This is a genomic window from Isoptericola sp. NPDC057191 (genome assembly GCF_042670225.1).
Lineage (GTDB): Bacteria > Actinomycetota > Actinomycetes > Actinomycetales > Cellulomonadaceae > Isoptericola.
Genome location: NZ_JBHUWC010000026.1, coordinates 1 through 23,950, shown reverse-complemented (window position 1 = coordinate 23,950; position 23,950 = coordinate 1). Strand labels below are relative to the sequence as shown.

General features: G+C 74.2%; 25 protein-coding genes. 16 read left to right on the top strand and 9 right to left on the bottom strand.

The window, feature by feature from the left end; genetic code table 11:
• Window positions 1-83 precede the first annotated feature (83 nt).
• From ACFT55_RS06205 to ACFT55_RS06185, 5 genes are all read left to right on the top strand, one after another.
• Window positions 84-317: a DUF3046 domain-containing protein gene (locus tag ACFT55_RS06205; protein ID WP_380242650.1), complete on the top strand. Its 234-nt coding sequence runs from the start codon at window positions 84-86 to the stop codon at window positions 315-317.
• 48 nt (window positions 318-365) lie between these two features.
• Window positions 366-2,504 (top strand): alkaline phosphatase family protein, encoded by a 2,139-nt coding sequence (locus ACFT55_RS06200; protein ID WP_380242647.1) that lies wholly within the window; start codon window positions 366-368, stop codon window positions 2,502-2,504.
• On the top strand, window positions 2,501-3,451 hold the full coding sequence (locus tag ACFT55_RS06195) for an MBL fold metallo-hydrolase (protein ID WP_380242645.1): 951 nt from the start codon (window positions 2,501-2,503) through the stop codon (window positions 3,449-3,451). The genes ACFT55_RS06200 and ACFT55_RS06195 overlap by 4 nt, the downstream gene beginning before the upstream one ends.
• Before the next feature lie 157 nt (window positions 3,452-3,608).
• Complete coding sequence (gene recA / locus ACFT55_RS06190; RefSeq protein ID WP_380242643.1) at window positions 3,609-4,733, top strand: recombinase RecA; 1,125 nt, start codon at window positions 3,609-3,611, stop codon at window positions 4,731-4,733.
• A gap of 85 nt (window positions 4,734-4,818) precedes the next feature.
• Window positions 4,819-5,580 carry a regulatory protein RecX gene (locus tag ACFT55_RS06185; RefSeq protein ID WP_380242666.1) on the top strand — a complete coding sequence of 254 codons (762 nt, stop codon included), beginning with the start codon at window positions 4,819-4,821 and terminating at the stop codon, window positions 5,578-5,580.
• 66 nt (window positions 5,581-5,646) lie between these two features.
• Here ACFT55_RS06185 and ACFT55_RS06180 read toward each other — a convergent pair whose 3' ends face one another.
• From ACFT55_RS06180 to ACFT55_RS06165, 4 genes are all read right to left on the bottom strand, one after another.
• The gene (locus tag ACFT55_RS06180) at window positions 5,647-6,564 is read right to left on the bottom strand and encodes an amino acid ABC transporter permease (RefSeq protein WP_380242641.1); all 918 of its coding nucleotides are present in this window, start codon (window positions 6,562-6,564) and stop codon (window positions 5,647-5,649) included.
• Window positions 6,561-7,250, bottom strand: a complete 690-nt coding sequence (locus ACFT55_RS06175; protein WP_380242639.1) for an amino acid ABC transporter permease — start codon at window positions 7,248-7,250, stop codon at window positions 6,561-6,563. The genes ACFT55_RS06180 and ACFT55_RS06175 overlap by 4 nt, the downstream gene beginning before the upstream one ends.
• A gap of 102 nt (window positions 7,251-7,352) precedes the next feature.
• Entirely contained in the window at window positions 7,353-8,207 is an 855-nt protein-coding gene (locus ACFT55_RS06170; RefSeq protein ID WP_380242637.1) for a glutamate ABC transporter substrate-binding protein, read from the bottom strand.
• Window positions 8,208-8,263: 56 nt separating this feature from the next.
• A complete protein-coding gene (locus tag ACFT55_RS06165) occupies window positions 8,264-9,058 on the bottom strand; it encodes an amino acid ABC transporter ATP-binding protein (protein WP_380242634.1) in 795 nt (264 codons plus the stop codon).
• 199 nt (window positions 9,059-9,257) lie between these two features.
• Between ACFT55_RS06165 and miaB the strand changes: the two genes are divergently transcribed.
• Window positions 9,258-10,901 (top strand): tRNA (N6-isopentenyl adenosine(37)-C2)-methylthiotransferase MiaB, encoded by a 1,644-nt coding sequence (gene miaB, locus ACFT55_RS06160; protein WP_380242631.1) that lies wholly within the window; start codon window positions 9,258-9,260, stop codon window positions 10,899-10,901.
• 65 nt (window positions 10,902-10,966) lie between these two features.
• On the opposite strand, the gene ACFT55_RS06155 is transcribed toward miaB, so the two are convergent.
• Window positions 10,967-11,554: a YbjN domain-containing protein gene (locus ACFT55_RS06155; RefSeq protein ID WP_380242629.1), complete on the bottom strand. Its 588-nt coding sequence runs from the start codon at window positions 11,552-11,554 to the stop codon at window positions 10,967-10,969.
• Window positions 11,551-12,129, bottom strand: coding sequence for a YbjN domain-containing protein (locus tag ACFT55_RS06150; protein ID WP_380242627.1), 579 nt, complete (start codon window positions 12,127-12,129; stop codon window positions 11,551-11,553). The genes ACFT55_RS06155 and ACFT55_RS06150 overlap by 4 nt, the downstream gene beginning before the upstream one ends.
• A 97-nt stretch (window positions 12,130-12,226) precedes the next feature.
• Here ACFT55_RS06150 and ACFT55_RS06145 point away from each other — a divergent pair, with 97 nt between their 5' ends.
• The 3 genes from ACFT55_RS06145 to dapF are packed head-to-tail and all read left to right on the top strand — an operon-like array spanning window position 12,227 to window position 14,989.
• Window positions 12,227-12,982, top strand: coding sequence for a hypothetical protein (locus ACFT55_RS06145; protein ID WP_380242624.1), 756 nt, complete (start codon window positions 12,227-12,229; stop codon window positions 12,980-12,982).
• A 40-nt stretch (window positions 12,983-13,022) separates the two neighbouring features.
• Window positions 13,023-14,066 carry a tRNA (adenosine(37)-N6)-dimethylallyltransferase MiaA gene (miaA, locus tag ACFT55_RS06140; RefSeq protein ID WP_380242622.1) on the top strand — a complete coding sequence of 348 codons (1,044 nt, stop codon included), beginning with the start codon at window positions 13,023-13,025 and terminating at the stop codon, window positions 14,064-14,066.
• On the top strand, window positions 14,063-14,989 hold the full coding sequence (gene dapF / locus ACFT55_RS06135; protein WP_380242620.1) for a diaminopimelate epimerase: 927 nt from the start codon (window positions 14,063-14,065) through the stop codon (window positions 14,987-14,989). Before miaA ends, dapF begins: the two co-directional genes overlap by 4 nt.
• Here dapF and ACFT55_RS06130 read toward each other — a convergent pair.
• Window positions 14,986-15,495, bottom strand: coding sequence for a MarR family winged helix-turn-helix transcriptional regulator (locus ACFT55_RS06130; protein ID WP_380242618.1), 510 nt, complete (start codon window positions 15,493-15,495; stop codon window positions 14,986-14,988). The genes dapF and ACFT55_RS06130 overlap by 4 nt on opposite strands.
• Before the next feature lie 66 nt (window positions 15,496-15,561).
• On the opposite strand from ACFT55_RS06130, the gene ACFT55_RS06125 reads away from it, so the two are divergent.
• Window positions 15,562-15,969 carry a VOC family protein gene (locus ACFT55_RS06125; RefSeq protein ID WP_380242616.1) on the top strand — a complete coding sequence of 136 codons (408 nt, stop codon included), beginning with the start codon at window positions 15,562-15,564 and terminating at the stop codon, window positions 15,967-15,969.
• 33 nt (window positions 15,970-16,002) lie between these two features.
• Here the strand turns inward: ACFT55_RS06125 and ACFT55_RS06120 are convergent, their stop codons facing one another.
• Window positions 16,003-16,605, bottom strand: coding sequence for a class I SAM-dependent methyltransferase (locus tag ACFT55_RS06120; protein ID WP_380242614.1), 603 nt, complete (start codon window positions 16,603-16,605; stop codon window positions 16,003-16,005).
• A 148-nt stretch (window positions 16,606-16,753) separates the two neighbouring features.
• Between ACFT55_RS06120 and hflX the strand changes: the two genes are divergently transcribed.
• The 3 genes from hflX to ACFT55_RS06105 all read left to right on the top strand — a co-directional run bounded on the left by hflX (window position 16,754) and on the right by ACFT55_RS06105 (window position 21,442).
• Window positions 16,754-18,319: a GTPase HflX gene (hflX, locus tag ACFT55_RS06115; RefSeq protein ID WP_380242612.1), complete on the top strand. Its 1,566-nt coding sequence runs from the start codon at window positions 16,754-16,756 to the stop codon at window positions 18,317-18,319.
• A gap of 87 nt (window positions 18,320-18,406) precedes the next feature.
• Window positions 18,407-20,473, top strand: coding sequence for an ATP-dependent DNA helicase (locus ACFT55_RS06110; RefSeq protein WP_380242610.1), 2,067 nt, complete (start codon window positions 18,407-18,409; stop codon window positions 20,471-20,473).
• Window positions 20,474-20,482: 9 nt separating this feature from the next.
• The gene (locus ACFT55_RS06105) at window positions 20,483-21,442 is read left to right on the top strand and encodes an L-lactate dehydrogenase (RefSeq protein ID WP_380242608.1); all 960 of its coding nucleotides are present in this window, start codon (window positions 20,483-20,485) and stop codon (window positions 21,440-21,442) included.
• Window positions 21,443-21,495: 53 nt separating this feature from the next.
• On the opposite strand, the gene lexA is transcribed toward ACFT55_RS06105, so the two are convergent.
• Entirely contained in the window at window positions 21,496-22,284 is a 789-nt protein-coding gene (gene lexA / locus ACFT55_RS06100) for a transcriptional repressor LexA (RefSeq protein ID WP_380242663.1), read from the bottom strand.
• Between the two features lie 278 nt (window positions 22,285-22,562).
• On the opposite strand from lexA, the gene ACFT55_RS06095 reads away from it, so the two are divergent.
• The 3 genes from ACFT55_RS06095 (at window position 22,563) to ACFT55_RS06085 (ending at window position 23,916) form a co-directional block, all read left to right on the top strand.
• On the top strand, window positions 22,563-22,901 hold the full coding sequence (locus tag ACFT55_RS06095; protein WP_380242606.1) for a LysM peptidoglycan-binding domain-containing protein: 339 nt from the start codon (window positions 22,563-22,565) through the stop codon (window positions 22,899-22,901).
• 146 nt (window positions 22,902-23,047) lie between these two features.
• A complete protein-coding gene (gene nrdR, locus ACFT55_RS06090) occupies window positions 23,048-23,596 on the top strand; it encodes a transcriptional regulator NrdR (protein ID WP_380242604.1) in 549 nt (182 codons plus the stop codon).
• Window positions 23,597-23,730: 134 nt separating this feature from the next.
• The gene (locus ACFT55_RS06085; protein ID WP_380242602.1) at window positions 23,731-23,916 is read left to right on the top strand and encodes a DUF5302 domain-containing protein; all 186 of its coding nucleotides are present in this window, start codon (window positions 23,731-23,733) and stop codon (window positions 23,914-23,916) included.
• Window positions 23,917-23,950: the final 34 nt, after the last annotated feature.

Here is a 23,950-nt window from a genome sequence, read left to right as displayed (position 1 = left end):
GCCATCCTGGCAGGGGGCACCGACACCCTGCAGGACGTGGCGACGGGACCGAGCACGCCCGGGCGCGTGCGAGGCTGGGGGGCGTGCGCTATCGCGAGTTCGCCGAGCTGGTCGACGAGGTCTTCGGACCTGCCTACGGGCGTGCCCTCGTGCGCGAGCAGGTGCTGGTCCGTCTCGACGGTCGCACCCCGGCCGAGGCTCTCGAGGCGGGCGTCGAGCCCCGCGACGTCTGGCACGCGCTCTGCGACGCGCTCGACGTGCCCGAGCCGCAGCGCTGGGGCCGTGACGACCGCCGCCAGGCGCCGCCTCCGCGCTGACCGGCCCGCGCCCGCGCCGTCGTCCGGCCGGCGCGGCATCATGGCGGCATGCGTCGCGCCCGCCCTCCGCTCGTGACGGTGGCGGACGTCCGCGCCGCGCTCTGGTCGCTGGTCTCGACCGCCGCGGGCCTCGGCATCGCGATCGCGGCGGTCGACGGCGTGCACGCCGCCACGCCGTGGTCGGTGCTCCTGGCCGCGTGCGTGGTCGGGGTCGGTGACGTGCTGCTCCGCGCGCCCCTGCGGAGGCTCGCGCGCGCGGGAGGCGCGGTCGGGGCGCTCGTGCTCGGCCTGGGCGCGCAGGTCCTCGTGGTCTGGGCGGCGCTGACGTTCCTGCCGGGCATCACCAGCAGCTCGTGGACGGCAGTCCTCGCGGTCCTGGTGGTGGCGGGCGTGGTGATGGCCTGCGGGCACTGGGTGCTCGGGTCGCGGGACAACGCGTACGTCGTGGGCGACCTGCTGCGCCGGGCCCGGCGCGCCGCCGGCGTCCCGCGCGCCGCGGTGCGCGGCGCTGCCGCCCGTGCGGGCGGACCTGACGACCGCCCGCCGGGGGTGCTCGTCGTGCTGCTCGACGGCGTCGCGCGCCCGACGCTCGACCACGCGGTGCAGGCCGGCCTGGCGCCCACCCTCGAGCGGTGGCTCGCGTCGGGCACGCACCGGCTCGAGTCGTGGTGGGCCCGGGTGCCGTGCACCACCCCGGCCAGCACGCTCGGCCTGCTGCACGGCACGTCCGAGCAGGTGCCCGCGTTCCGCTGGTGGTCGCGCCGGCTCGGCCGCATGGTCGTGACCAACCGCCCGGCGGACGCCGCCGAGGTCGAGCGGGCGGCGTCCGACGGCCGGGGGCTGCTGGCGGACGGCGGGGTGGCCGTGTCGACCATGTTCTCGGGCGACGCGGCGACGAGCCTGCTGGTGATGAGCCACGCCGCCGAAGGGCTCGGGCCCGGGCAGCTGTTCGTCCGGTTCTTCGCCAGCCCTTTCGTGCTGGTGCGGGCCGTCGTCGGCACGGTCGGCGAGATGCTCAAGGAGCTGTACCAGGGCTGGCAGCAGGTGGCGCGGGGGGTCCGCCCGCGCGTCGCCCGGCGCGGCTGGTACCCGGCGCTGCGCGCGGTGACCAACGTGCTCCTGCGCGACCTGAACACGGCGCTGGTGGCCGAGCAGCTCGTGCGCGGTGCGCCCGTGGTGTGCGTGGACCTCGTGGACTACGACGAGATCGCGCACCACGCGGGGCCGCTGCGCCCCGAGGCGTTGCGCGCCCTCGAGGGCCTCGACCGTGTCGTGGGGCTGTGGGAGGAGATCGCGCGCGGGGCGCCGCGGCGGTACCGGGTCGTCGTCGTGTCCGACCACGGCCAGTCGCTCGGCGCGACCTTCGAGCAGGTGCTCGGGCGGTCCTTCGGCGACGAGGTGCGCCGGCTGATGCGCGAGACGGTGCCGGACGTGGTGCCGGACGTGGTGCCGGACGTGGTGCCGGACGGTCCGGCGGGGGACGGCGGGCACGCCGACGTCGAGTCTTGGGGGCCCGCCAACACCGCCCTCCACGCGCTGCGCACGGGCCGGTCGGGCGACGGCAGGGTCCTCGTCGGACCGGACCGCGACGCACGCGACGACGCGCGCGGCGGTGTGCCTCGGAGCAGTGACCCCGCGGCGCGGCCCGAGGTGGCGACCATCGGCTCCGGGAACCTCGGGATGGTCTGGTTCTGCCGCGAGGACCACCGCGTCGGGGCGGGGGAGGTGGCGCGCCGCTGGCCCGCGCTGGTCCCGGGCCTGCTCGCCCTGGGGCCGGTGGGCGTCGTGGTCGTGCACGACGACGACGGGCCCGTCGCCCACGGCCGGGGCGGGACGCACCACCTGAGCTCGGGGCGGGTGACCGGGCGCGACCCGCTGGCCGGGTACGGCTCGCGGGCGCGCGCGGACCTGGCGCGCGTCGCCGGCCTGGAGGACGCGGGCGACCTGGTGGTGCTCTCCGCGGTGGAGCCGATGGGGAGGGTGCACGCGCTCGAAGGCCTGGTGGGCTCGCACGGCGGCCTCGGCGGGGCGCAGAACGAGGCGCTCCTGCTGTACCCGGACGACCTCGCCCTGCCCGACGACGAACGGGAGGACGTCGACGGCACCCGGATGCTCGTGGGAGCCGAGTCGGTGCACCACCGGCTCGTGTCGTGGCTCGCGGACCTCGGCCTGCGGGAGGGCGCGTGAGCGCGGGGGCCGGCGCGCCGGGCGCGTCGCTGCGCGTGACGTGGCTGGGCCACTCGACCGTGGTGCTGGACCTGACCGGCCCGGACGGCCGCACGACGCGCCTGGTGACCGACCCGCTGCTGCGGCGGCACGCCGGTGTCCTGCGCCGCCGCGGTGGGCGCCCGGCCGCGGACGCGTGGCGCGGTGCCGACGCGGCGCTCCTGTCGCACCTGCACCACGACCACGCCGAGCTGGGCTCGCTGCGGCTCCTCGGTGACGTCCCCGTGCTCACCGCACCGGCCAACGCCTGGTGGTTGCGTGCCAAGGGCCTGCGCGGCGTCGGGCTCGACCCGCCCGCCGGCCCGCTCGGCCGTGGCGGCCGAGGGCACGCGCCGGCGCAGGAGGGCGTGGCGCACGGCGGCGCGTGGCACGACGTGGGCGGCGCCAGCGTCCGGCTCGTCACCGCGGTGCACGGCGACCGACCCATGCCGCACCGCCCGAACGCGGCCACCGGGCACCTGGTGCGCGCCGTGGGGGCCGCTGGAGGCGTGGGAGCCGTGGGAGCCGCGGGAGCCGTGGGAGGGCCGACGGTCTGGGCCGTCGGCGACACGGAGCACTTCCCCGGGATCGGCAGGGTGCGGGAGCTGGCCGGGGGCCGCGTCGACGTCGCGCTGGTGCCGGTCTCCGGGTGGGGACCACGGCTGTCGGGCGGCCATCTGGGGCCGTCGGGGGCTGCCGAGGTGTGCGCCCAGGTACGGCCCCGCGTGGCGATCCCCGTGCACTGGGGCACGCTGCACGTCCCGGGCGGGGAGCACCTGCCGCGGGGGTGGATGGACCATGCGGGGGAGGCGTTCGCCGCGGCGGTGCGCCGGGTGGCGCCGGAGGTGCGTGCGGTGGTCCTGCGGCCGGGGGAGTCGTGGCGCGACACGCCCGGCGCCGAGGACGTCGTCGAACACGTGTTCGGGTAGAGTCTGCCCCCAGGAGGTCCTCGAACGTCGTCGTCCACATCCGCGACGGGCCGCGCCGACCGTGTCGGTGGCGCCGCGTACGGTCGGCAACAACATGAGCACGCAGCCACGAACGCCGGCGCGCAGCCGCCGCGCCCAGAACGCAAAGGTGACCGACATGCCCGCAACGGCAGACCGCGAGAAGGCACTCGAGGCCGCGCTCGCCCAGATCGACCGCAGCTTCGGCAAGGGCTCGGTCATGCGCCTCGGCGACGAGGGGCGCGCGCCCGTCGAGGTCATCCCCACCGGCTCGATCGCCCTCGACATCGCCCTCGGCATCGGCGGCCTCCCGCGTGGCCGCGTCGTCGAGATCTACGGTCCGGAGTCCTCCGGCAAGACGACGGTCGCGCTGCACGCCGTGGCCAGCGCCCAGCGGGCCGGCGGGATCGCGGCGTTCGTCGACGCCGAGCACGCGCTGGACCCGGAGTACGCCAAGAAGCTCGGCGTCGACACCGACGCGCTGCTGGTCTCGCAGCCGGACACCGGTGAGCAGGCGCTGGAGATCACGGACATGCTGATCCGTTCCGGGGCGCTGGACATCATCGTCATCGACTCCGTCGCGGCGCTCGTGCCGAAGGCCGAGATCGAGGGCGAGATGGGCGACAGCCACGTCGGCCTCCAGGCGCGGCTGATGTCGCAGGCGCTGCGCAAGATCACCGGAGCGCTGAGCGCCTCCGGCACCACGGCCATCTTCATCAACCAGCTCCGCGAGAAGATCGGCGTCTTCTTCGGCTCGCCGGAGACGACCACGGGTGGCAAGGCGCTGAAGTTCTACGCCTCGGTGCGCATGGACATCCGCCGCATCGAGACCCTCAAGGAGGGCACCGACGCGGTCGGCAACCGGACCCGCGTCAAGGTGGTCAAGAACAAGATGGCGCCGCCGTTCAAGCAGGCGGAGTTCGACATCCTGTACGGGGTGGGCATCTCCCGCGAGGGTGGACTCATCGACATGGGCGTGGAGCACGGCTTCGTGCGCAAGTCCGGCTCGTGGTTCACCTACGAGGGTGACCAGCTCGGCCAGGGCAAGGAGAACGCACGGGCGTTCCTGCGCGACAACCCGGACCTGGCGAACGAGATCGAGAAGAAGGTCAAGGAGAAGCTGGGCGTGGGAGCGAAGCTGGACGCCCCGGCAGCTGACCCGGCTGTTCCGGCCGACGGGTCCGGCTCAGCGACCGGCCTGACGGTCGACCCGGTGGCGGCTCCTGCCAAGGCGGGCGCCAAGGGCAAGAAGGCCCCGTTCTGATCCGCGGTCTGGCTGGCGGACGCGGCGCTGCCCGCGGGCAGGGCCGCGGCGGCCGGCCCGGCGCGCCGAGGAGGCTCGCGTGACCATGGACGCCCTGGGCGGTCGCGGCGTGGGGAAGCGTCGCGGCCGCCGGCAGGGCGTTCGCCCGCCCGGCGGGGACGGCGCGTGGGACGAGGGACAGGAAGCCGGAGGAACGGGTCTCGGCTGGGCCGAGGACCGCTCTGAGGACGGCGGGACGACGGGCGATGCCGGCGGTGGTGCGGGTCGCGCGGGCGGGTCGCGTTCGCGACAGCCCCGACGCACCGTGGCCGAGCGTCTGGAGTCGGGCGACCTGAGCCTCGAGGACGCGACGGAGAAGGCGCGCGAGACGCTCTTGCGGATCCTGACCGCAGCGCCCAAGAGCCGCGCGGAGCTGGAGCAGTCCCTCGCGCGCAAGGGGTACCCGGAGGCGGTCGTCGCGCCGGTGCTCGACCGGTTCGACGAGGTCGGCCTGGTCGACGACTCCGCCTACGCCGAGATGCTCGTGCGGACCCGGCACGCCGAGCGCGGGCTGGCCCGCCGCGCTCTGGCGATGGAGCTCCGACGCCGGGGGATCGACGAGGAGACGGCCGCCGAGGCGCTGGAGCAGGTGGACGGCGACGACGAGCACGACGCGGCGCTGGCGCTGGCCCGCAAGCACGTCGCGCGCACGCGCGGGCTGGACCGTGACGTGCGCGTGCGGCGCGCCGTCGGCGCCCTCGGCCGCAAGGGGTACGCGCCCGGCGTCGCGTTCGGCGTGGTGCGCGACGCTCTCGCCGACGAGGGCGAGAACGATCTCGACGACGACCTCCCGGTCGGGCTGGACTGACCCGAGCGCTGCCGCACGACCAGGGCCCCGGACGTTCGTGACGTCCGGGGCCCATGGTCGTGCGGGTCAGACTCCGCTGCCGGGGTCACCCGCCACGACGTTGCTGCCGGTGCCGCCGGTGCCGGCCACCGCGACCGGGTTGCCGATGCCGGGTCCGGCGGCGGTCTGGCCGGACGTCCGTCCCTGCAGGAAGCGGGACAGCCACCGTGCCACCGCGGTGAGCGCCCAGTTGATGATGATGAAGATCAGCGCGGCGACCGTCAGCGTCTGCAGGTTGTTGGCGTGGCCGTTGCCGAAGATCTGCGCGGCACGCAACAGCTCGTTGTAGCTGATGATCTGTCCGAGGGCGGAGTCCTTGAGCACCACGACCAGCTGCGAGACGAGCGCCGGCAGCATCGCGATGAGGGCCTGCGGGAGCTGGATGGAGCGCAGGGTCTGGCCGCCGGTGAGCCCGATCGCGAGGCCTGCCTCCGACTGGCCCTTGGGCAGGTTGCCCACGCCGGCGCGCACGAGCTCCGCGATGACCGAGCCGTTGTAGAGCACGAGGGCGACGACCACGGCGAGGAACTGGGGCTCGTCGCCGATCTTGTTGAAGCCGAACAGCAGCCAGAAGAAGATCATCATCAGCAGCACGGGCACCGCGCGGAAGAACTCCACGACGACACCGCTGACCCAGCGGACCGTCCGCGAGCGGGCGAGTCGCCCCGACCCGAGGATGAGACCGAAGATCACCGCCCCGACGATGGCCCAGCCCGCGGCGCGCAGGGTGTTCTGGAGGCCGGGGATGAAGTAGTCCTGCCACGCGCTCGAGGTGAAGATCGGGCTCCACAGGTCGGCGGCGAACTGGCCCTTGTTCGCCAGCGCGACCACGACGAGAGCGGCGATGCCGAGGACGACGAGCGCGCCCACGACGTTCCCCAGGAGGATCAGCCGCCGCGCGCGCGGCCCCGGGGCGTCGAACAGCACGGACTGTTGAGAGCTCATCGGCGCACCGCCAGTCGGTTGGAGAGGAAGGTGGTGAGGAGCCCGATGGGGATGACGAGGACCACGAAGCCGAGCGCGAAGACGAAGAAGATCGCGTAGATGTAGTTCGCGTTGCTGTCGATCATCTCCCGCATGAGGGTCGACGTCTCCGTCGAGACGCTCACCGCCGCCGCGACGGTGGAGTTCTTCAGCAGCGCGATGAGCGTGTTGCCCAGCGGGGCGATCGCCCCGCGGAACGCCTGCGGCAGGATGATCAGGCGGGCGGCGGGCAGGAAGGGCAGCCCGATCGCCCGGGCGGCCTCCGCCTGCCCGAGGGGCACCGTGTTCACGCCCGACCGGATCGCCTCGCAGACGAACGCCGCGTGGTAGACGGTGAGGCCGATCACGCCGAACCGGAAGAAGTTCTGTGCGAAGTCGTCGGACAGGTTGATCTGCAGCTGCGTCCAGACGGCCAGGAACAGGAAGGTCATGATCACGGTGAGCGGGGTGTTGCGCAGGACGTTCACGTACGCCGTGCCGGCCCACCGCAGGCTCGCGATGGGGGAGATCCGCATGAGGGCGAGCAGCGTGCCGAGGATGAGCGACCCGATCGCCGCCCAGAACGTCAGCTGGATGTTGACCCAGAACGCGCTCGCGAGGGGGTAGTCGCCAAGCAGCGCCCCGAGCTGGGACAGGAAGTCACCCACGGTCTGTCAGCCTCCCGGGGGGTGGTGCGGCAAGGCCGCGGTGGACGGGCGAGGGGAGCGGCGCGGCACGCCGCTCCCCTCGCACGGATCGGTCGGTCGTCGTCAGGCGCAGGGCTCGGGCGTCGGCGGGTTGAGGTCCGCGTTCGGCTTGTAGCCGGTGCCCTCCGTGTTCGAGTCGATCGCCTTCTGCCACGAGCCGTCGTCGATCATCGACGTGATGGCGTCGTTGATGTCCGAGCACTTGTCGCTGTCCTTCGGCAGGCCCACGCCGTACTTCTCCTCGGAGAACGGGTTGCCCACGACCTTGACCTTGCCCTTGTTGGCGGGCTGGGCGGCCAGGCCGGCCAGGATGATGTCGTCCGTGGTGACGGCGTCGACCTGCCCAGCGGTGAGGGCGGTGACGCACTCGACGTAGCTGGGACGCTCGACGAGCTGGACGCCGGTCGCGTACTCGTCCTTGATCCGCTGCGCGGAGGTCGAGCCGGTCACCGAGCAGAGGTTCTTGCCCTCGAGCGACTCGGGGCCGGTGATGTCGGTGTTGTCCGCGGCGACGAGGAGGTCCTGGCCGGCGACGAAGTACGGGCCGGCGAACGCGACCTGCTGCTTGCGCTCGTCGGTGATGGAGTAGGTCGCGAAGATCATGTCGACCTGGCCGGTCTGCAGCATCGTCTCGCGGTTGGCCGACGGCGCCTCGACCCACTGGATCTGGTCCTCGGAGTACCCGAGCTTGTCCGCGACGTAGCGCGCGACGTCGGTGTCGAAGCCGGTGTAGTCGCTGCCGTCCTGGTAGCCGAGACCCGGCTGGTCGAACTTGATGCCGATCTTGATGGTGTCGCCACCACCAGAGCCGCCGGTCTCGTCGTCGCCGCTGCCGCCGACGTCACCGCCACCACAGGCGGCGAGCGTGAGCGCGGTCAGTGCGGCGAGCGTCGCGGCACCTACGTGTCGTGTGCGCATCTTTCTTACCCTTCGTCGTTGAGAGGCCGGTTCCGGTCCGGATCCAGCCCGCGGGGTCAGTGAGAGAGGATCTTGGACAGGAAGTCCTTCGCCCGGTCGCTGCGCGGCGCGGTGAAGAACTCCTCGGGCGTGGCCTCCTCGACGATCTGGCCGTCGGCCATGAAGACGACGCGGTTCGCGGCCTTGCGGGCAAAGCCCATCTCGTGCGTGACGACGATCATCGTCATGCCCTCCTTGGCGAGGGCGACCATGACGTCCAGCACCTCGTTGATCATCTCCGGGTCGAGCGCCGACGTCGGCTCGTCGAAGAGCATCACCTTGGGCTTCATGGCGAGCGCCCGCGCGATCGCGACGCGCTGCTGCTGCCCGCCGGAGAGCTGCGCCGGCATCTTCTGGGCCTGGTTCTTCACGCCGACCCGGTCGAGCAGCTGCAGGGCACGCTCCTTCGCGGCGGGCGACCGCTCCTTGCGGACCTTCACCGGCCCGAGCATGACGTTGTCGAGGATCGTCTTGTGGGCGAAGAGGTTGAAGGACTGGAACACCATGCCGACGTCGGCACGCAGCTTGGCGAGGGCCCGGCCCTCCTCGGGCAGCGGCTGCCCGTCGATGCGGACCTCGCCCGAGTCGATGGTCTCGAGGCGGTTGATCGCGCGGCACAGCGTGGACTTGCCGGAGCCGGACGGACCGATCACGACCAGGACCTCGCCACGGTGCACCGTGAGGTCGATGTCCCGCAGCACGTGCAGGTCGCCGAAGTGCTTATTGACGCCCTTGAGCTCGACGAGGGGGGCCTCGAGGGTGGACGACTCCCCCGCGGGGTCGGTCGTCGTGGTCGCGCCGTCGTGATCCATCTCTCGAACCTATCCACTCGGTGTTACCGCGACCAGCACCGGTCAGTGTGGTTCCGCAACGGTTCCGTAACAGTGCGGGCGCGGGCGGGCGTGCAGGCCCGGGTCCGGCGCCGACGACCGCGTCGAGCGGGAGGTCGAGCAAGAAGGGGGAGGGTCGCCACGTCGGGGCCCGGCCGTCGGGCACCGTACCCTAGTGGCGATGTCCAGTACCACGCAGAGCCCCGCCGCGCCGGTCCGTACCACGGAGCAGGCGCCCGGCCCGCGCACCTATCTCGTGCGCACCCTGGGCTGCCAGATGAACGTCCACGACTCCGAGCACATGGCCGGCATGCTCGAGCAGGCCGGCTACGCGCGCGCCACTGCGGAGGACGAGGCCGCGAGCCGCGCCGACGTCGTGGTGATCAACACGTGCGCGGTGCGCGAGAACGCGGCGACGCGGCTGTACGGGAACCTCGGGCAGCTCGCGGGGATCAAGGCGGACCGGCCGGGGATGCAGATCGCCGTCGGCGGCTGCCTCGCGCAGAAGGACCGCGGCGAGATCGTCTCGAAGGCCCCCTGGGTGGACGTCGTCTTCGGCACCCACAACCTCGACGCGCTGCCGGTCCTCCTGGAGCGGGCGCGGCACAACGCCGAGGCGCAGGTGGAGATCGCGGAGTCGCTGCAGGTCTTCCCCTCGACGCTGCCGACGCGGCGGGAGTCCGTCTACGCGGGCTGGGTGTCGATCTCCGTGGGCTGCAACAACACCTGCACGTTCTGCATCGTGCCGCACCTGCGGGGCAAGGAGCGCGACCGCCGGCCGGGGGAGGTCCTCGCCGAGGTCGAGGCGCTCGTCGCCGCGGGGGCCGTCGAGGTGACCCTGCTCGGACAGAACGTCAACAGCTACGGCGTCGAGTTCGGCGACCGCGGGGCGTTCGCGAAGCTGCTGCGCGCGTGCGGCGCGATCGAAGGGCTGGAGCGGGTGCGGTTCACCTCCCCGCACCCGGCGGCGTTCACGGACGACGTCATCGCCGCCATGGCCGAGACCCCCAACGTCATGCCGAGCCTGCACATGCCGCTGCAGTCCGGGTCGGACCGGGTGCTGCGGGCGATGCGCCGGTCGTACCGGTCGGCGAAGTTCCTCGGCATCCTCGACCGCGTGCGGGAGGCGATGCCGGACGCCGCGATCACCACCGACATCATCGTCGGCTTCCCCGGCGAGACCGAGGAGGACTTCCGCGAGACGCTGCGCGTCGTGGAGGCCTCGCGGTTCAGCTCGGCGTTCATGTTCCAGTACTCGCCGCGCCCGGGCACGCCGGCGGCGACCATGGACGAGCAGCTGCCGAAGGACGTCGTGCAGGAGCGCTTCGAGCGGCTGCTCGAGCTCCAGGAGCGCATCGCCGGCCAGGAGGCGGCCCGCCAGGTCGGCCGCACGGTCGAGGTCCTCGTGGCCGAGGGTGCAGGCAAGAAGGACGGAGCCGCGCACCGGCTCTCCGGTCGCGCGCCCGACAACCGGCTCGTGCACGTCGCGCTGCCCGCCGACGTCCTGGCAGGTGACGACCGGGCCACCGGCGCCCCGGTGTCGCTCGACGACCCGCGTCTCGCCGAGCGCGCAGCGCTCGACCCCCGCCTGCCGCGCCCTGGCGACGTCGTCACGGTCGAGGTCACCCGGGCCGCCCCGCACCACCTGCTCGCCGACTCGGCCCTCGACGGCGGCCCCTACGCGGTGCGCCGCACCAGGTCGGGTGACGCGTGGGCGCAGCGCGAGACCGCCCGCCTGGGCGGGGGGCAGGACGAGCACGCGCACGGCGGCGACGCGCCGTCGTCCGGCCCGGTCGTGCTCGGCATGCCCTCGTTGCGCGTCTGACCTGCGCAGCGGGCCCGTGCGCCGGAGCGGCGCACGGCTGGCGCACGACCCCGTGACCGAGGTCGTCAGCCGAGGTCGTCGGGCTCGGGGCCGGGGGTCATCGCGCCCACGGTGCTGAAGAACTGCGACGACGTGACGAGCCCGCACGACACCGTGGCGGCGAGCTGCTCGTCCGTGGCACCGTGCTCGAAGTCCACCGACACCTCCGCGTACAACGCCAGTCCGTCGCCCTCCGGCCGGGTGTAGACCTTGGGCCACACGCGCTCGCGGTTCCAGTCGTTGACCGCCTGCAGCACCGCCATGCGGGAGCCCTCCGGCACGGTGCCGGCCCACCGGCCGCGCACCTGGAGGATCTCGTCGTGGTCGCCCAGGAGCAGGAACCAGAACCGGTTGCCGTCCCAGGTGCCCGTGACGTCGCCGTCGTCGTCCGTGCGGAAGCGGTAGCCGCGGCGCGAGAGGTCGTCCGCCACGCGCGCGCTCGACAGCGGCCGGGGGTCGGGGGACCGCCTGCCGGGTCGGGCCGGCGGACCGTCCGCGCGGGCGGCGACCCGCGCGCCTGCGTCCTGGACGACGCGGCCGACCGCGCCGGCCGCACGGCGGGCGCGGCGAAGCACGCGGCGACCGACGCCGTCCGCGCGGTCCGTGCCGGTCACGAGGCGTCCCGCAGCGGGTCGCGGAAGGTGGTGTCGAGGTGCTCGAAGAACATCGACCCCGTGCTGAGGCCGCACTGCAGGAGCTGGTCGAGCTGCGCCTCGCCGACCGCGCTGCCCACGTCCACGGTCACCTCGGCGCACACCACGACAGAACCGTCGTCGCGCACGCGGACGTACGTCTTGGGCCAGATCCGCTCGGCGTTCCACTCGTTGCAGAGCTCGAGGATCTCGCCGAGGCGGTCGATGCTGAGGTCGCGGTGCCACTGGCCGCGGACCTGCAGCACCTCGGCACGCTCGCCCAGGACGAGGAAGTAGAAGAGCCACCCGTGCCACAGGCCGCCGACGTCGCCGTCCGAGTCGACGAAATAGGAGAAACCGGACCTCTCCATCCAGTCCGTGACGCGATCTCGCGACAGCGGCGACAACGCGTCGTCCGGGCCGCCGACCTGGCCGGCGAGCAGGCCCTCGATGCGCTCGTGGAGATCGTCGTCGCGCAGGTCGTCCGCGAGCTCGTCGTCCGGGCCGACGGAGGTCGGCCGGATCTTGCTTGCCCGGCGTGAACCGAAGAACCTCACCCGTCCACGCTACACGGCGTCGGCCGCGCGGCGACGGCGGAGCCCGGCCAGCCGGCGGACCAGGCCGCGTGGCCCCGGCCGACGGTAGGTTGGTCGGGTGCCTGCCCGCGCCGTGGTCCTGCCCGCAACACCCCTGCTCGTGACCGGTGCGGGCGGGACGGTCGACCGGCTGACGGTCGTCCGCGGCGTGGTCGACGCGGCGCTGGACAGGTTCCTCGCTGATGCCCTCCCGGCGGACACGGGTGACGGACCTCTCGTGGTCCTCGCCCCGGTCCCGCGGGGCGCGCCCGCCCGCACGGCCATCCTGCGCCCGTCGCTCGCCGGTGCCGGCATCGCCGACCGCTGGGTGCCCGCGGTCGCGGCCTGGCCGCCCGCCCCCGCCGACGCCGCGCACGTGCCCGCCTCGGTCGTCCTGCTGGCTCTCGGCGCAGCACTCGGGCGGGCCGGCGTGCGGGACGTCGACGTCCGGGTGGTCGAGGTCGCCGCGGACGGGCCGGACGGCGACGCCGCGGCCGCGCTCCGCGGAGCGCGGGGGGTCGTGGTCGCCGGCGGCCTGGCCCCCGGCGCCCCAGGCGCCCCCGGTGCCCCCGGTGCCGCGGCGGCCACCGCCTCGCCGCTCGTGGACCCTGTCGTGGACCCGGTCGTGGACCCGGTCGTCGCGGCAGCGCTCGACACGGCGGCCGCGCCGGACGGCTGGGCCTGGCAGGTCACCAGAACCCCCGGTGGGCACGAGCACCTGCCCGCCGCCTACTCGGTCGCCGAGGGCGTGCGCACCGTGCGGGCAGTCGCCGCAGCGACCCCTGCCGGCGCTGTCGCCGACGCCCCCGTCGCGAGCCCCGTCGTGCGCGAGTGACCGACGTCCGACGCCCGACCAGGCGGGCTAGGGTCGACGCGTGAGTGCACCACCCGCGCCGACCCCCTCGGGCGCTCCCGTGATCGTGGCCGTCGTCGGCCCGACGGCCACCGGCAAGTCCGACCTGGCCCTCGACCTGGCGCAGGCGCTGTCGCCGGGCGGTGCGGCGGACCTGCGCGGCGCGGCGGACGCCGAGATCGTGAACGCCGACGCGTTCCAGCTCTACCGCGGCATGGACGTGGGCACGGCGAAGGTGCCGGTCGCCGAACGCCGGGGGATCGTGCACCACCAGCTCGACGTGCTCGACCCGCACGACGACGCCTCCGTCGCGCGGTACCAGCAGGCCGCCCGCGCCGACCTGGACGACATCACCGCCCGTCGGGCCCGCGCCGTCGTCGTGGGCGGGTCCGGCCTCTACGTGCGCGCGCTGCTCGACCACATGGACTTCCCGGGCACCGACGCAGGCGTGCGTGCCCGGCTCGAGGAGCGCGCCGAGCGTGAGGGACGACGGGCCCTGCACGACGAGCTCGCCAACCTCGACCCCGGCGCCGCGACGTCGATCGGCCCGCACAACACGCGCCGGATCGTCCGCGCCCTCGAGGTCATCGAGCTCACCGGGCGCCCGTACACGGCCAACCTGCCCCGTCAGGAGCACGTCCGCCCTGCCGTCCAGATCGGGCTGGACTGCGACCGCGCCGTGCTCGACGCCCGGGTGGCGCACCGGGTCGAGCGGATGTGGGACCAGGGGCTCGTCGACGAGGTCCGCGGCCTCGCGTCCCCGGAGCAGGGCGGCACCGGCGCGGGGCTGGGCACGACGGCGGCACGCGCCGTCGGGTACGCCGAGCTGCTGGCGTGCTGGCGCGGAGAGCTCACCCTCGACGCCGCTCGTGACGCCGTCGTCGCGAACACCCGGCGCCTGGCCCGCAAGCAGATGGGCTGGTTCGGTCGCGACCCGCGGGTGCGGTGGCTCGACGCCGGCTCGCCCGACCTGGTGACCGAGGCGCTCGCGGTGGTCCGCGCGGCCGAGGCCGGCTCGCTGCCCGAGCCCGGGGCCGGGGCCGTGCGCCGTAGTCTGGGCTCATGACGTTGCGCTTCACCAAGGGTCACGGCACCCAGAACGACTTCGTGCTGGTCGCCGACACCCGGGGAGACCTCGAGCTGACCCCGGAGCACGTGCGGCGCCTCACGGACCGCCGCGGCGGGATCGGCGGTGACGGCGTCATCCGGCTCACCCCCACCGCGGCCGTCGCGCGCGCGGGTGAACCGGTCGCCGACGCGGTCCTCGCGGAGGAGCCGGCCGCGATCTGGTTCATGGACTACCGCAACGCCGACGGGTCCGTCGCGGAGATGTGCGGCAACGGCGTGCGCGTGTTCACGGCGTTCGCGGAGGAGCTCGGTCTCGCGGACCTGGCCGCCGGCGAGGAGCTGGCGCTCGGTACGCGCGCCGGGGTGCGCCGCGTCCGCAAGGAGCCCGGCGGCTGGTACGCGGTCGACATGGGGGCCTGGACGCTGCCCGGCGGGGACGAGGCCGCGGCCCGCGGTGCCGACGCCGCCGTCCTGGTCCGCGGCTGGTCCGCCGGCCGGCCCGCGCTGAGCGTCGACCTGGGCAACCCGCACACGGTGGTCGCCCTCGCGCGTACCGAGGAGCTCGAGGACGCCGACCTCACCCGCGCCCCCGAGGTCGACCCGCTGCCGCCGGAGGGCACCAACGTGGAGCTCGTGGTGCCGCTCCCCGAGGCGGTGGACCCCGACGGGCGTCCCGTCGGGCGGCTGCGGATGCGCGTGCACGAGCGCGGGGTGGGGGAGACCCGGTCGTGCGGTACCGGTGCGTGCGCCGCCGCCCTCGCGGTGCGCACCTGGGCCCAGGCCGGGGCCACCGACCCGGTGCCCGACGTCTGGGAGGTGGAGGTGCCCGGCGGCCTCGTGCGCGTCCGTCTGCTCGCGGGTGGGCACGTGGAGCTCGCGGGGCCCGCGGAGCTCGTCTTCTCCGGCGAGACCGAGCTCTAGGCGCCCGTCGAGGGCCGACCCTCAGTCTCCCGAGGAGACGCGCCCGGGGCGAGGGCGCCCCGGTCGTCGGCGGTGTCCAGGTCTCCGTGGACGCGCAGCAGCAGGCCGTGCAGCACCTCGCGCTCCTCGGGCGTCAACGCGGCGAGGACCTCGTCCTGGACGGCGGCGGCGTCCTGACGCAGGCCGCCGAGGAGCGTCCGGCCCGGCGCGGTGAGCGCGAGGACCATGCGGCGCCGGTCGGCGGGGTCGCGCTCGCGGCTGACCAGGTCCCGCTCCGCGAGCTCGTCCACGACCTTCGTCACGTCGCTGGCATGGATGCCGAAGCGCGCGCCGACGTCGCGCTGGGACTGCGGCCCGAAGTCGTCGAGCGCCGCCAGCACCGCCAGGTGCCACAGCCGCAGCCCGCGCGCCCCCAGGCGGTCCGCCAGGCGGGCGCGGGCGCGCTTGCCGGTCTGCGCGAGGAGGTAGGTGCTCAGGCCGGTGAGGGTCGGCGGGGTCCGTGTCACGACGACCTATTGTAGGGTGCGCACCAATAGTGAGTCACCACCTATGATCGGAGAACCGTGGACGCGATGCATCCCCGACTGCTCGTGCGCCGCTTCGCCGCGTGCTTCCGCTTCTACGACGCGGTCCTGCCGCCGCTCACCGGCGCCCGGCTCGTCCGCGGCACGCACGAGGGCCCCTACGCGAGCTGGGACATCGGCTCCGAGGGGGCGGTGATGCTCCTGGACCGAACGGCGATGGCGTCGATCACGGGGACGGCCGAGCAGCCGGCGGAGCTCCCGGCTGGTCTCCCGCCGCACGACGCGGCGATGCTGGTCAGCCGGGTCGACGACGTCGCCGCGGGCTACGCGCTGTGCCTGGCCCACGGCGCCTCCCCGGTCGCGCCGCCGGCCCCGCGCCCCCAGTGGGGTCCGACGATGCGGACGGCGCACGTGCGCGACCCCGACGGGAACCTGTGGGAGCTCCAGAGCTACTGAGCTACTGAGCCGACGGGTGGGCGGTCCGTCCCGTCACGCGACCCGCAGGACGCGGAACCCCTTCGAGGAGGCCGCGCGCTCGACGTCGCGGCCCAGCTCGGTCTCGATCCAGCGGGCGAGGGAGTCCGAGCCCAGGTTCTTCTGCACCACCAGCCAGGCTGCCGCGTCCGGCCCGAGGCGTGGCAGCCAGGCCCGCAGGAGGTCGTGCAGCACCGCCTTGCCCACGCGGATCGGCGGGTTCGACCAGATCGCGGCGAACCGGACGTCGTCGGGGACCTCCTCGGCGCGCACGGCCCGGAGGTTGTCCAGGCCGAGACGGGTCGCCGTCGAGCGCAGCAGGTCGAGGGCTCGCTCGTTGACGTCCACCGCCCAGACGGTTGCCTCCGGCGACATGAGCGCCATCGTGAGGGCCACGGGACCCCAGCCGCAGCCCAGGTCGAGCAGGTCGCCGGTCGCCGGGGCGGGTGGCACCTCGCGCAGCAGCACCTGGGTGCCCTTGTCGATGCCGCCGGGGGAGAAGACGCCGCTCGCGACATCCACCTCCACGTCCTGGCCCGCCAGCCGGACGACGGCGCGACGGCGCTCCGCGGCCGACGCGGGACGGGCGGTGAAGTAGTGGTCGGGCTGCTCGGTCACCCGCCGATCCTAGGTCGCCGACGCGGCGCCGGGGCGGCCTCGACCGGCCGGGAGCGACGAAAATCTCTGCACCGGGACGATCTCACGTGGGACCCTTGTTGAAGACGTACGACGGCTCGACCGTCGATCCCGACCCGAGAGGCACACCTTGACCCACACCCCGACCAACCCCGACACCCCGCAGGCCGACGAGACCGGCGGCGACGAGACGTCGGCTGCCGAGCGTCGCGCGGCGGAGCGCGACGCCCAGGCGATCGCGCAGGACGTCGTGGCGCGGGTGCTCGCTCGGGCCGGGACGGCGCGCGCCGAGGGCGCCACGGTGCACACCACCCACGACGGCGACCAGCTCGACCTCCAGGAGCGCATCTCGCTGCGACGCGTCGCCGGGCTCTCCACGGAGCTCGAGGACGTCACCGAGGTCGAGTACCGGCAGCTGCGCCTGGAGCGCGTCGTGCTCGTCGGCATGTACTCCGGCGGTGAGGCCGCGGCCCGGGAGGCGGAGGTCTCCCTTCGCGAGCTCGCCGCCCTGGCGGAGACCGCCGGCTCCCAGGTCCTCGACGGGCTGCTGCAGCGCCGGCAGAAGCCGGACCCCGGCACCTACCTCGGTTCGGGCAAGGCCGCGGAGCTGGCCGACATGGTCGCCACGGTGGGCGCCGACACCGTCGTCGCCGACACGGAGCTCGCGCCCTCCCAGCGTCGCGCGCTCGAGGACATCGTCAAGGTCAAGGTCGTCGACCGGACCGCGCTCATCCTCGACATCTTCGCCCAACACGCCAAGTCCCGGGAGGGCAAGGCCCAGGTCGAGCTCGCCCAGCTCGAGTACCTCCTCCCGCGCCTGCGCGGCTGGGGTGACTCGATGTCCCGCCAGGCAGGTGGCCAGGTGGGCGGTCAGGGCGCCGGCATGGGATCTCGCGGTCCCGGCGAGACGAAGATCGAGCTGGACCGTCGCCGCATCCGCAACCGCATGGCCAAGCTGCGCCGCGAGATCGACGCGATGGCCCCGGGTCGCGAGACGAAGCGGCTCGACCGCAAGCGGCACGGTGTGCCGAACGTGGCGATCGCCGGCTACACGAACGCGGGCAAGTCGTCGCTCCTGAACGCGATGACGGACGCCGGCGTCCTCGTGGAGAACGCCCTGTTCGCCACGCTGGACCCGACGGTGCGCAAGGCGCGGACCGAGGACGGCCGGCCGTACACGCTCACCGACACCGTCGGCTTCGTGCGGCACCTGCCCCACCAGCTCGTCGAGGCGTTCCGGTCCACCCTCGAGGAGGTGGGCGACGCCGCGCTGCTCCTGCACGTGGTCGACGCCTCGCACCCCGACCCCGAGGGCCAGATCGCGGCCGTGCGCGAGGTGCTCGCCGAGATCCCCGGCATCGCCGACGTGCGCGAGGTCGTCGTGCTGAACAAGGCCGACGTCGCCGACCCGGCCGTGGTGGGCCGCGTGCAGCGGCGCGAGCGGCACAGCGTCGTCGTGTCCGCGCACTCGGGCGAGGGCATGGCGGAGCTGCGGGAGCTCGTGGCCGCGGAGCTGCCCCAGCCGCAGGTGGAGATCGACCTCGTGGTCCCGTACTCCCGCGGCGACCTGGTGCACCGTGCGCACGAGACCGGCGGCTCCGTGGCGGAGGAGCACCTCGCCGAGGGCACGCGCCTGCGTGGCCGCGTCGACGAGAGCCTGGCCGCAGAGCTGCGCAGCGTCGCCGTCGCGGGCTGACGCCGCCGGTCGCCGGGTCCGCCCGGCGGCCGTGCGGGCCGGGGCGGGCGGCGCCCCGGGGTGGGCGGCCCGCCCTAGGATCGTCGGGTGACCTCCGCCGACACCCCCGACGCCCAGCAGCTCCTCGACCTGGCGGTGGGAGCCCTCGGCGGCGGACGGCGCGAGGGGCAGCACCAGATGGCGGCCGCGGTCGCGGAGTCCGTCGACGGAGGGCGCCACCTCCTCGTCCAGGCCGGGACCGGCACGGGCAAGTCGCTCGCCTACCTCGTCCCCGCCGTGCGGCACGCCGTCGTCGACGGCAAGCGCGTCATCGTCTCGACCGCCACGCTGGCGCTCCAGCGGCAGGTCGTGACGCGCGACCTGCCGCTGGTGGCCGAGACGGTGGGCCCCAGGCTCCCGCGCGCGCCGAAGGTCGCCCTGCTCAAGGGGTGGCACAACTACCTGTGCAAGCACAAGGTCACCGGGGGCTACCCGGTCGAGGGCGCCACCCTCTTCGACCTCCCGGCCGACCCGGGCCCGGGGGAGGGCGCCGGGGCGGAGCAGCACCCCGCGCCGTCCGGCGGCCGTGGCCGGGGCGGGCGCGCCGACGACGCCACCAGCCTCGCCGACCAGGTCCGCCGGCTGCACGCCTGGGCCGAGGAGACCGAGACGGGCGACCGCGACGACCTCGTCCCCGGCGTCCCCGACCGCGCCTGGCGACAGGTGTCGGTCACCGCGCTGGAGTGCCTCGGCAACCGCTGCCCCCTGCTGGCCGAGTGCTTCCCCGAGCGCGCTCGCGCCGCCGCACGCGACGCCGACGTCGTCGTGACGAACCACGCCATGCTGGGCATCGCCGTGTCGGGGAGCCCGGGCGTCCTGCCCGAGCACGACGCCGTCGTCGTCGACGAGGCGCACGAGCTGGCGGAGCGGGTGACCGCCGCGGCCACCGTGGACCTGTCGCTGACGGTCGTGGAGCACGCCGCGCGCCTCGCGCGCCGGCACGGCGGCACCGAGACGTCGGCGCTGGACGCGGCGTCGCAGCAGCTCGGGAGCCTGCTCGCGACGGCACCGGCGGAACGCTTCCCGCAGGGCCTGCCCGACGACCTGCGGTCCGCCGTGGCCGCCGTGCGCGACGCCGCGCGCGAGCTCCTCACGCGGCTCAAGCCGCAGGGGGAGCCCCAGGCGAAGGACAAGGGCGCGCCGGACGCCGGCACGAAGATGGCGCAGTCCGCCGTGCTCCAGCTGTTCGAGGTCGCCGAACGCATGGCGGCCGAGGACACGACGGCCGACGTCCTGTGGTGCTCGCGACCGCCCGAGAACGCCCCCTGGGCCGGTGACGGCGTCACCCGGCTGCACGCCGCCCCGCTCGCGGTGGCGGGCCTCATCCGCACCCACCTGCTCGGGGAGGCGACCGGCGTCTTCACCTCCGCCACGCTGGCACTGGGCGGCACGTTCGACCCGGTCGCGCGGTCCCTCGGCCTCGCCGGCTCGGACGGCACGCACGACACGCCGGACTGGACCGGGCTCGACGTCGGCAGTCCGTTCGACTACCCGCGCCAGGGCATCCTCTACGTGGCCCGGCACCTGCCGGCGCCCGGTCGTGAACCGACCACCGACGCCCAGCTCGACGAGATCGCCGGCCTGATCGAGGCAGCGGGAGGACGCACCCTCGGTCTGTTCTCGTCGCGGCGCGCCGCGCTCGCGGCGGCGGAGGCGATGCGCGAGCGGCTCGAGGTGCCCGTCCTGTGCCAGGGGGACGACCAGCTGCCCACCCTGGTGCGGCAGTTCGCCGACGACCCGGCGACGTGCCTCTTCGGCACGCTCTCGCTGTGGCAGGGCGTGGACGTACCGGGCCCGAGCTGCCAGCTCGTGCTCATCGACCGCATCCCCTTCCCGCGTCCGGACGACCCGGTGAAGGCGGCGCGCGCCCGGTCGGTGGAGCAGGCGGGCGGCAACGGGTTCATGCAGGTCTCCGCCACGCACGCGGCACTCCTGCTGGCGCAGGGGGCCGGGCGGTTGGTCCGCACCGGCGAGGACCGCGGCGTCGTCGCTGTGCTGGACCCGCGCCTCGCGACCGCCCGCTACGGGTCGTTCCTCACCCGGTCCATGCCGGACTTCTGGCCGACGACGGACGGCGAGCTGGTCCGCGCTGCGCTGCGGCGGCTCGACACCTAGCCTGGGGCCGTGGAGAGCACTCGCAGCACGACCAAGCTCGCGATCGTCGGCGCCGGGGCGGTGGGTTCCACGCTCGCGTACGCCGCGCTCGCCCGTGGCGCGGCGCGGTCCGTGGCCCTGATGGACGTCAACCGCGCCAAGGTGGAGGCCGAGGCGCTGGACCTCCGGCACGGCGGCATGTTCATCCCTCAGGCCGAGATCGAGGGTTCCGACGACATCGAGGTGTGCCGCGGGGCCGACGTCGTGGCGGTCACGGCCGGGGCGAAGCAGAAGCCCGGCCAGAGCCGCCTGGACCTGGCCGAGGCGACCGTGGGCCTCACGAAGAAGATCCTGCCGCAGCTGCTGGAGGTGGCGCCGGACGCGATCTACCTCATGGTGACCAACCCCGTCGACGTGGTCACCTACGCCGCCCAGGAGGTCAGCGGTCTGCCCCGGGAGCGGGTCTTCGGCAGCGGCACGGTGCTCGACTCGTCCCGGCTGCGCGACGCCCTCGCCCGGCACTGCGGCGTCGCCGTCGGGAACGTGCACGCGAACATCGCGGGCGAGCACGGAGACTCGGAGATCGTGCTGTGGAGCTCGGCGTCGATCGCCGGGGTGCCGCTTCTCGACTGGCGTCCCTTCCGGGGACGCCCGCCGCTCGACGAGACTGCCCGCAGCCAGATCGCCACCGACGTGGTCGAGTCCGCCTACCGGGTCATCGCGGGCAAGGGCGCCACCAACTACGCCGTCGGCCTGGCCGCCACCCGCATCATCGAGGCGGTCCTCAACGACGAGCACCGCGTGATGAACGTGTCCTCGCGACTCGACGGGTTCTACGGGATCAGCGACGTCTGCCTGTCCGTGCCGTCACTCGTGGACCGGCGCGGCGTGGCTGAGACGATCGACACCCCGCTGTCCGACGACGAGGTGGCAGGCCTGCGGGCGTCGGCCGAGGGGATGCGCGAGGTGCAGCGCCGGCTCGGCCTCTGACGGTCCGCGCCACCCGGCGACCTGGTGCCGCACCGGCGGGCGGGTGAGCGCCCTCAGAGGCTGCGGAGCACCGCCACGACGCGTCCCAGCACCTGGGCCTCGTCCCCCGGGATCGGGGAGTAGGCGCTGTTCTGCGGCATGAGCCAGGTGTGCCCGCCGGTCTGCTTGAAGGTCTTGACCGTGGCCTCACCGTCGATCATCGCCGCGACGACCTCGCCGTTCTCCGCGACCGGCTGGCTGCGCACCACGACCCAGTCGCCGTCGCAGATGGCCGCCTCGACCATCGAGTCGCCGGCGACCTTCAGCAGGAACAGGTCACCGTCGCCCACGATCTGTCGAGGGAGCGGGAACACGTCCTCGACGACCTGCTCGGCGAGGATCGGGCCGCCGGCCGCGATCCGCCCCACGAGCGGGACGTAGGACGGCGCCCCCGCGGCCTCTGCGTCGGAGCCGGCGACCGACCCGGCGACGAAGCCGGACGTCCGGGGAGCGGGCTCGTGCCCCGCAGCCTCCGCCGCCGGCGACTCCGGGTCGACGACCTCGATCGCACGCGGCCGGTTCGGGTCGCGGCGGAGGTAGCCCTTGCGCTCGAGCGTCGTGAGCTGGTGCTTGACCGAGGAGGGGCTCGCCAGGCCGACGGCCTCGCCGATCTCCCGCATCGTCGGCGGGTATCCGCGGTCCTCGACGGAGCGCCGGATCGTCTCCAGCACCCGCCGCTGGCGCGGCGTGAGGCGGTCGGCCGAGGGGGCGAGCTCGCTCACCGACGCCAGGGCGACCGGGGGTGCCGCCGGGGCGTCCTCGCGGGTCTCCGCCTGCGCCCGCCACGGCGCAGCAGCCGTCATGGACGCCGGGGCCTGGTCCCGTCCGCTGGTCATCGCGTTCTCCGTCCTGCAGGGGCGCGGCCCGTGGGCGGGCCGATGAAATCCGACAAACCTTCCATCGCGCTGCTGGTCACTCTAGGCCAGTTCGGGCGGGACATCAAACATCTGTTCGATCAGGTCTCGACCGTGTCGCCGGGGCGTGGTACACCTAGTACAGCAGTTCGACGTACAGGTGTTCGACGAACGGATGTTCGACGGGCCGCCGCGGCGGCGACACGACGCGTACCGGAGGTAGGACGATGCAGAACCCGCGCAGCACCACGGACGCACCGGGGTTCCTCGGGCTCGGCGGGCTTCGACTCACCCGCCGGGGCCGCGCGGTGATCGCGGTCCTGGTCCTCCTGGTCCTCGTCGGCGCAGGGCTCGTCGGGCAGCGCGCGGTGGCCGAGTCGCCGGGCTCGGGCGTGGAGGTGCGGCTGCACACCGTCGCGCCGGGGGAGACGCTCTGGCAGTACGCGCAGTCGGTGCGCGACTCAGGCGAGGACCTGCGCGACGTGGTCGCCGACCTGCGCGAGCTCAACGGCCTGACGACGGCCGAGCTGCAGACCGGACAGGTCGTGCTCCTCCCGCAGGACTGAACCCCCGCGCTGGTGCGGTGGTGGACGGCGGTGCGGACGGGTCCGCCGCGATGGGAGGATAGACCCTGCTTGCGCCCTGCGCGGCCCGCCGCTTACGTTGTCGGGCAGCCGGGCGCCGGTCCGGAGCCGAGCGCAGGAGACCAGCGATGCACTGCCCGTTCTGCCGCCATGCGGACTCGCGAGTCATCGACTCGCGCACCTCCGACGACGGTTCGTCCATCCGCCGACGGCGGCAGTGCCCGGCGTGCCAGCGTCGCTTCACGACGATCGAGACGGCGAGCCTCTCGGTCGCCAAGCGATCGGGCGTGACCGAGCCGTTCAGCCGCGACAAGGTCGTCGCCGGGGTGCGCAAGGCGTGCCAGGGCCGCCCCGTGAGCTCCGACGACCTGGCCCTGCTGGCCCAGCGCGTCGAGGAGACGTTGCGCGGGTCGGGCCGCCCGGAGATCGAGGCCAACGAGGTGGGGCTCGCGATCCTGGGGCCGCTGCGGGAGCTGGACGAGGTGGCGTACCTGCGGTTCGCCAGCGTCTACCAGTCGTTCGAGTCCCTGGAGGACTTCGAGAGCGCGATCACGTCCCTGCGGGCCGAGCGTGAGGCGCGGGCCGACGATGACGGGGAGCCCGCTTCGGCGGATGCCGCGGACGCCGCGGGCGATGCTGCGGAGCCCGCGGCTGCGGGGCGCGACGCCTCGCGCTGAGATCGACCGCTTCGCCCGCTCCGGGCGAAATGCCCTGGCGCCGCGCCTGGCTTTGGCGCATGCTGGACGGCACCAGGTGCTGCGCGGAACTCCGTGCCGGCACGTCCACCCCGACGAACGACGAGGTGACCGTGATGACGACGGACGACTCCAAGGCGGCCAAGCCCTCCGAGGACACGAAGGCGCGCTTCCGGGAGGCTCTGGAGCGCAAGAACGCCGCGAGCCACCCCACCGCAGGCAAGGACGCGAACACGGGGCAGGTGCACGGCTCCGAGACCTCGGGACCGGTGCAGAAGATGTTCCGCCGCAAGTCCGGCTGACCGGACGCGGGCGTACGACGACGCGAGGGCGTCC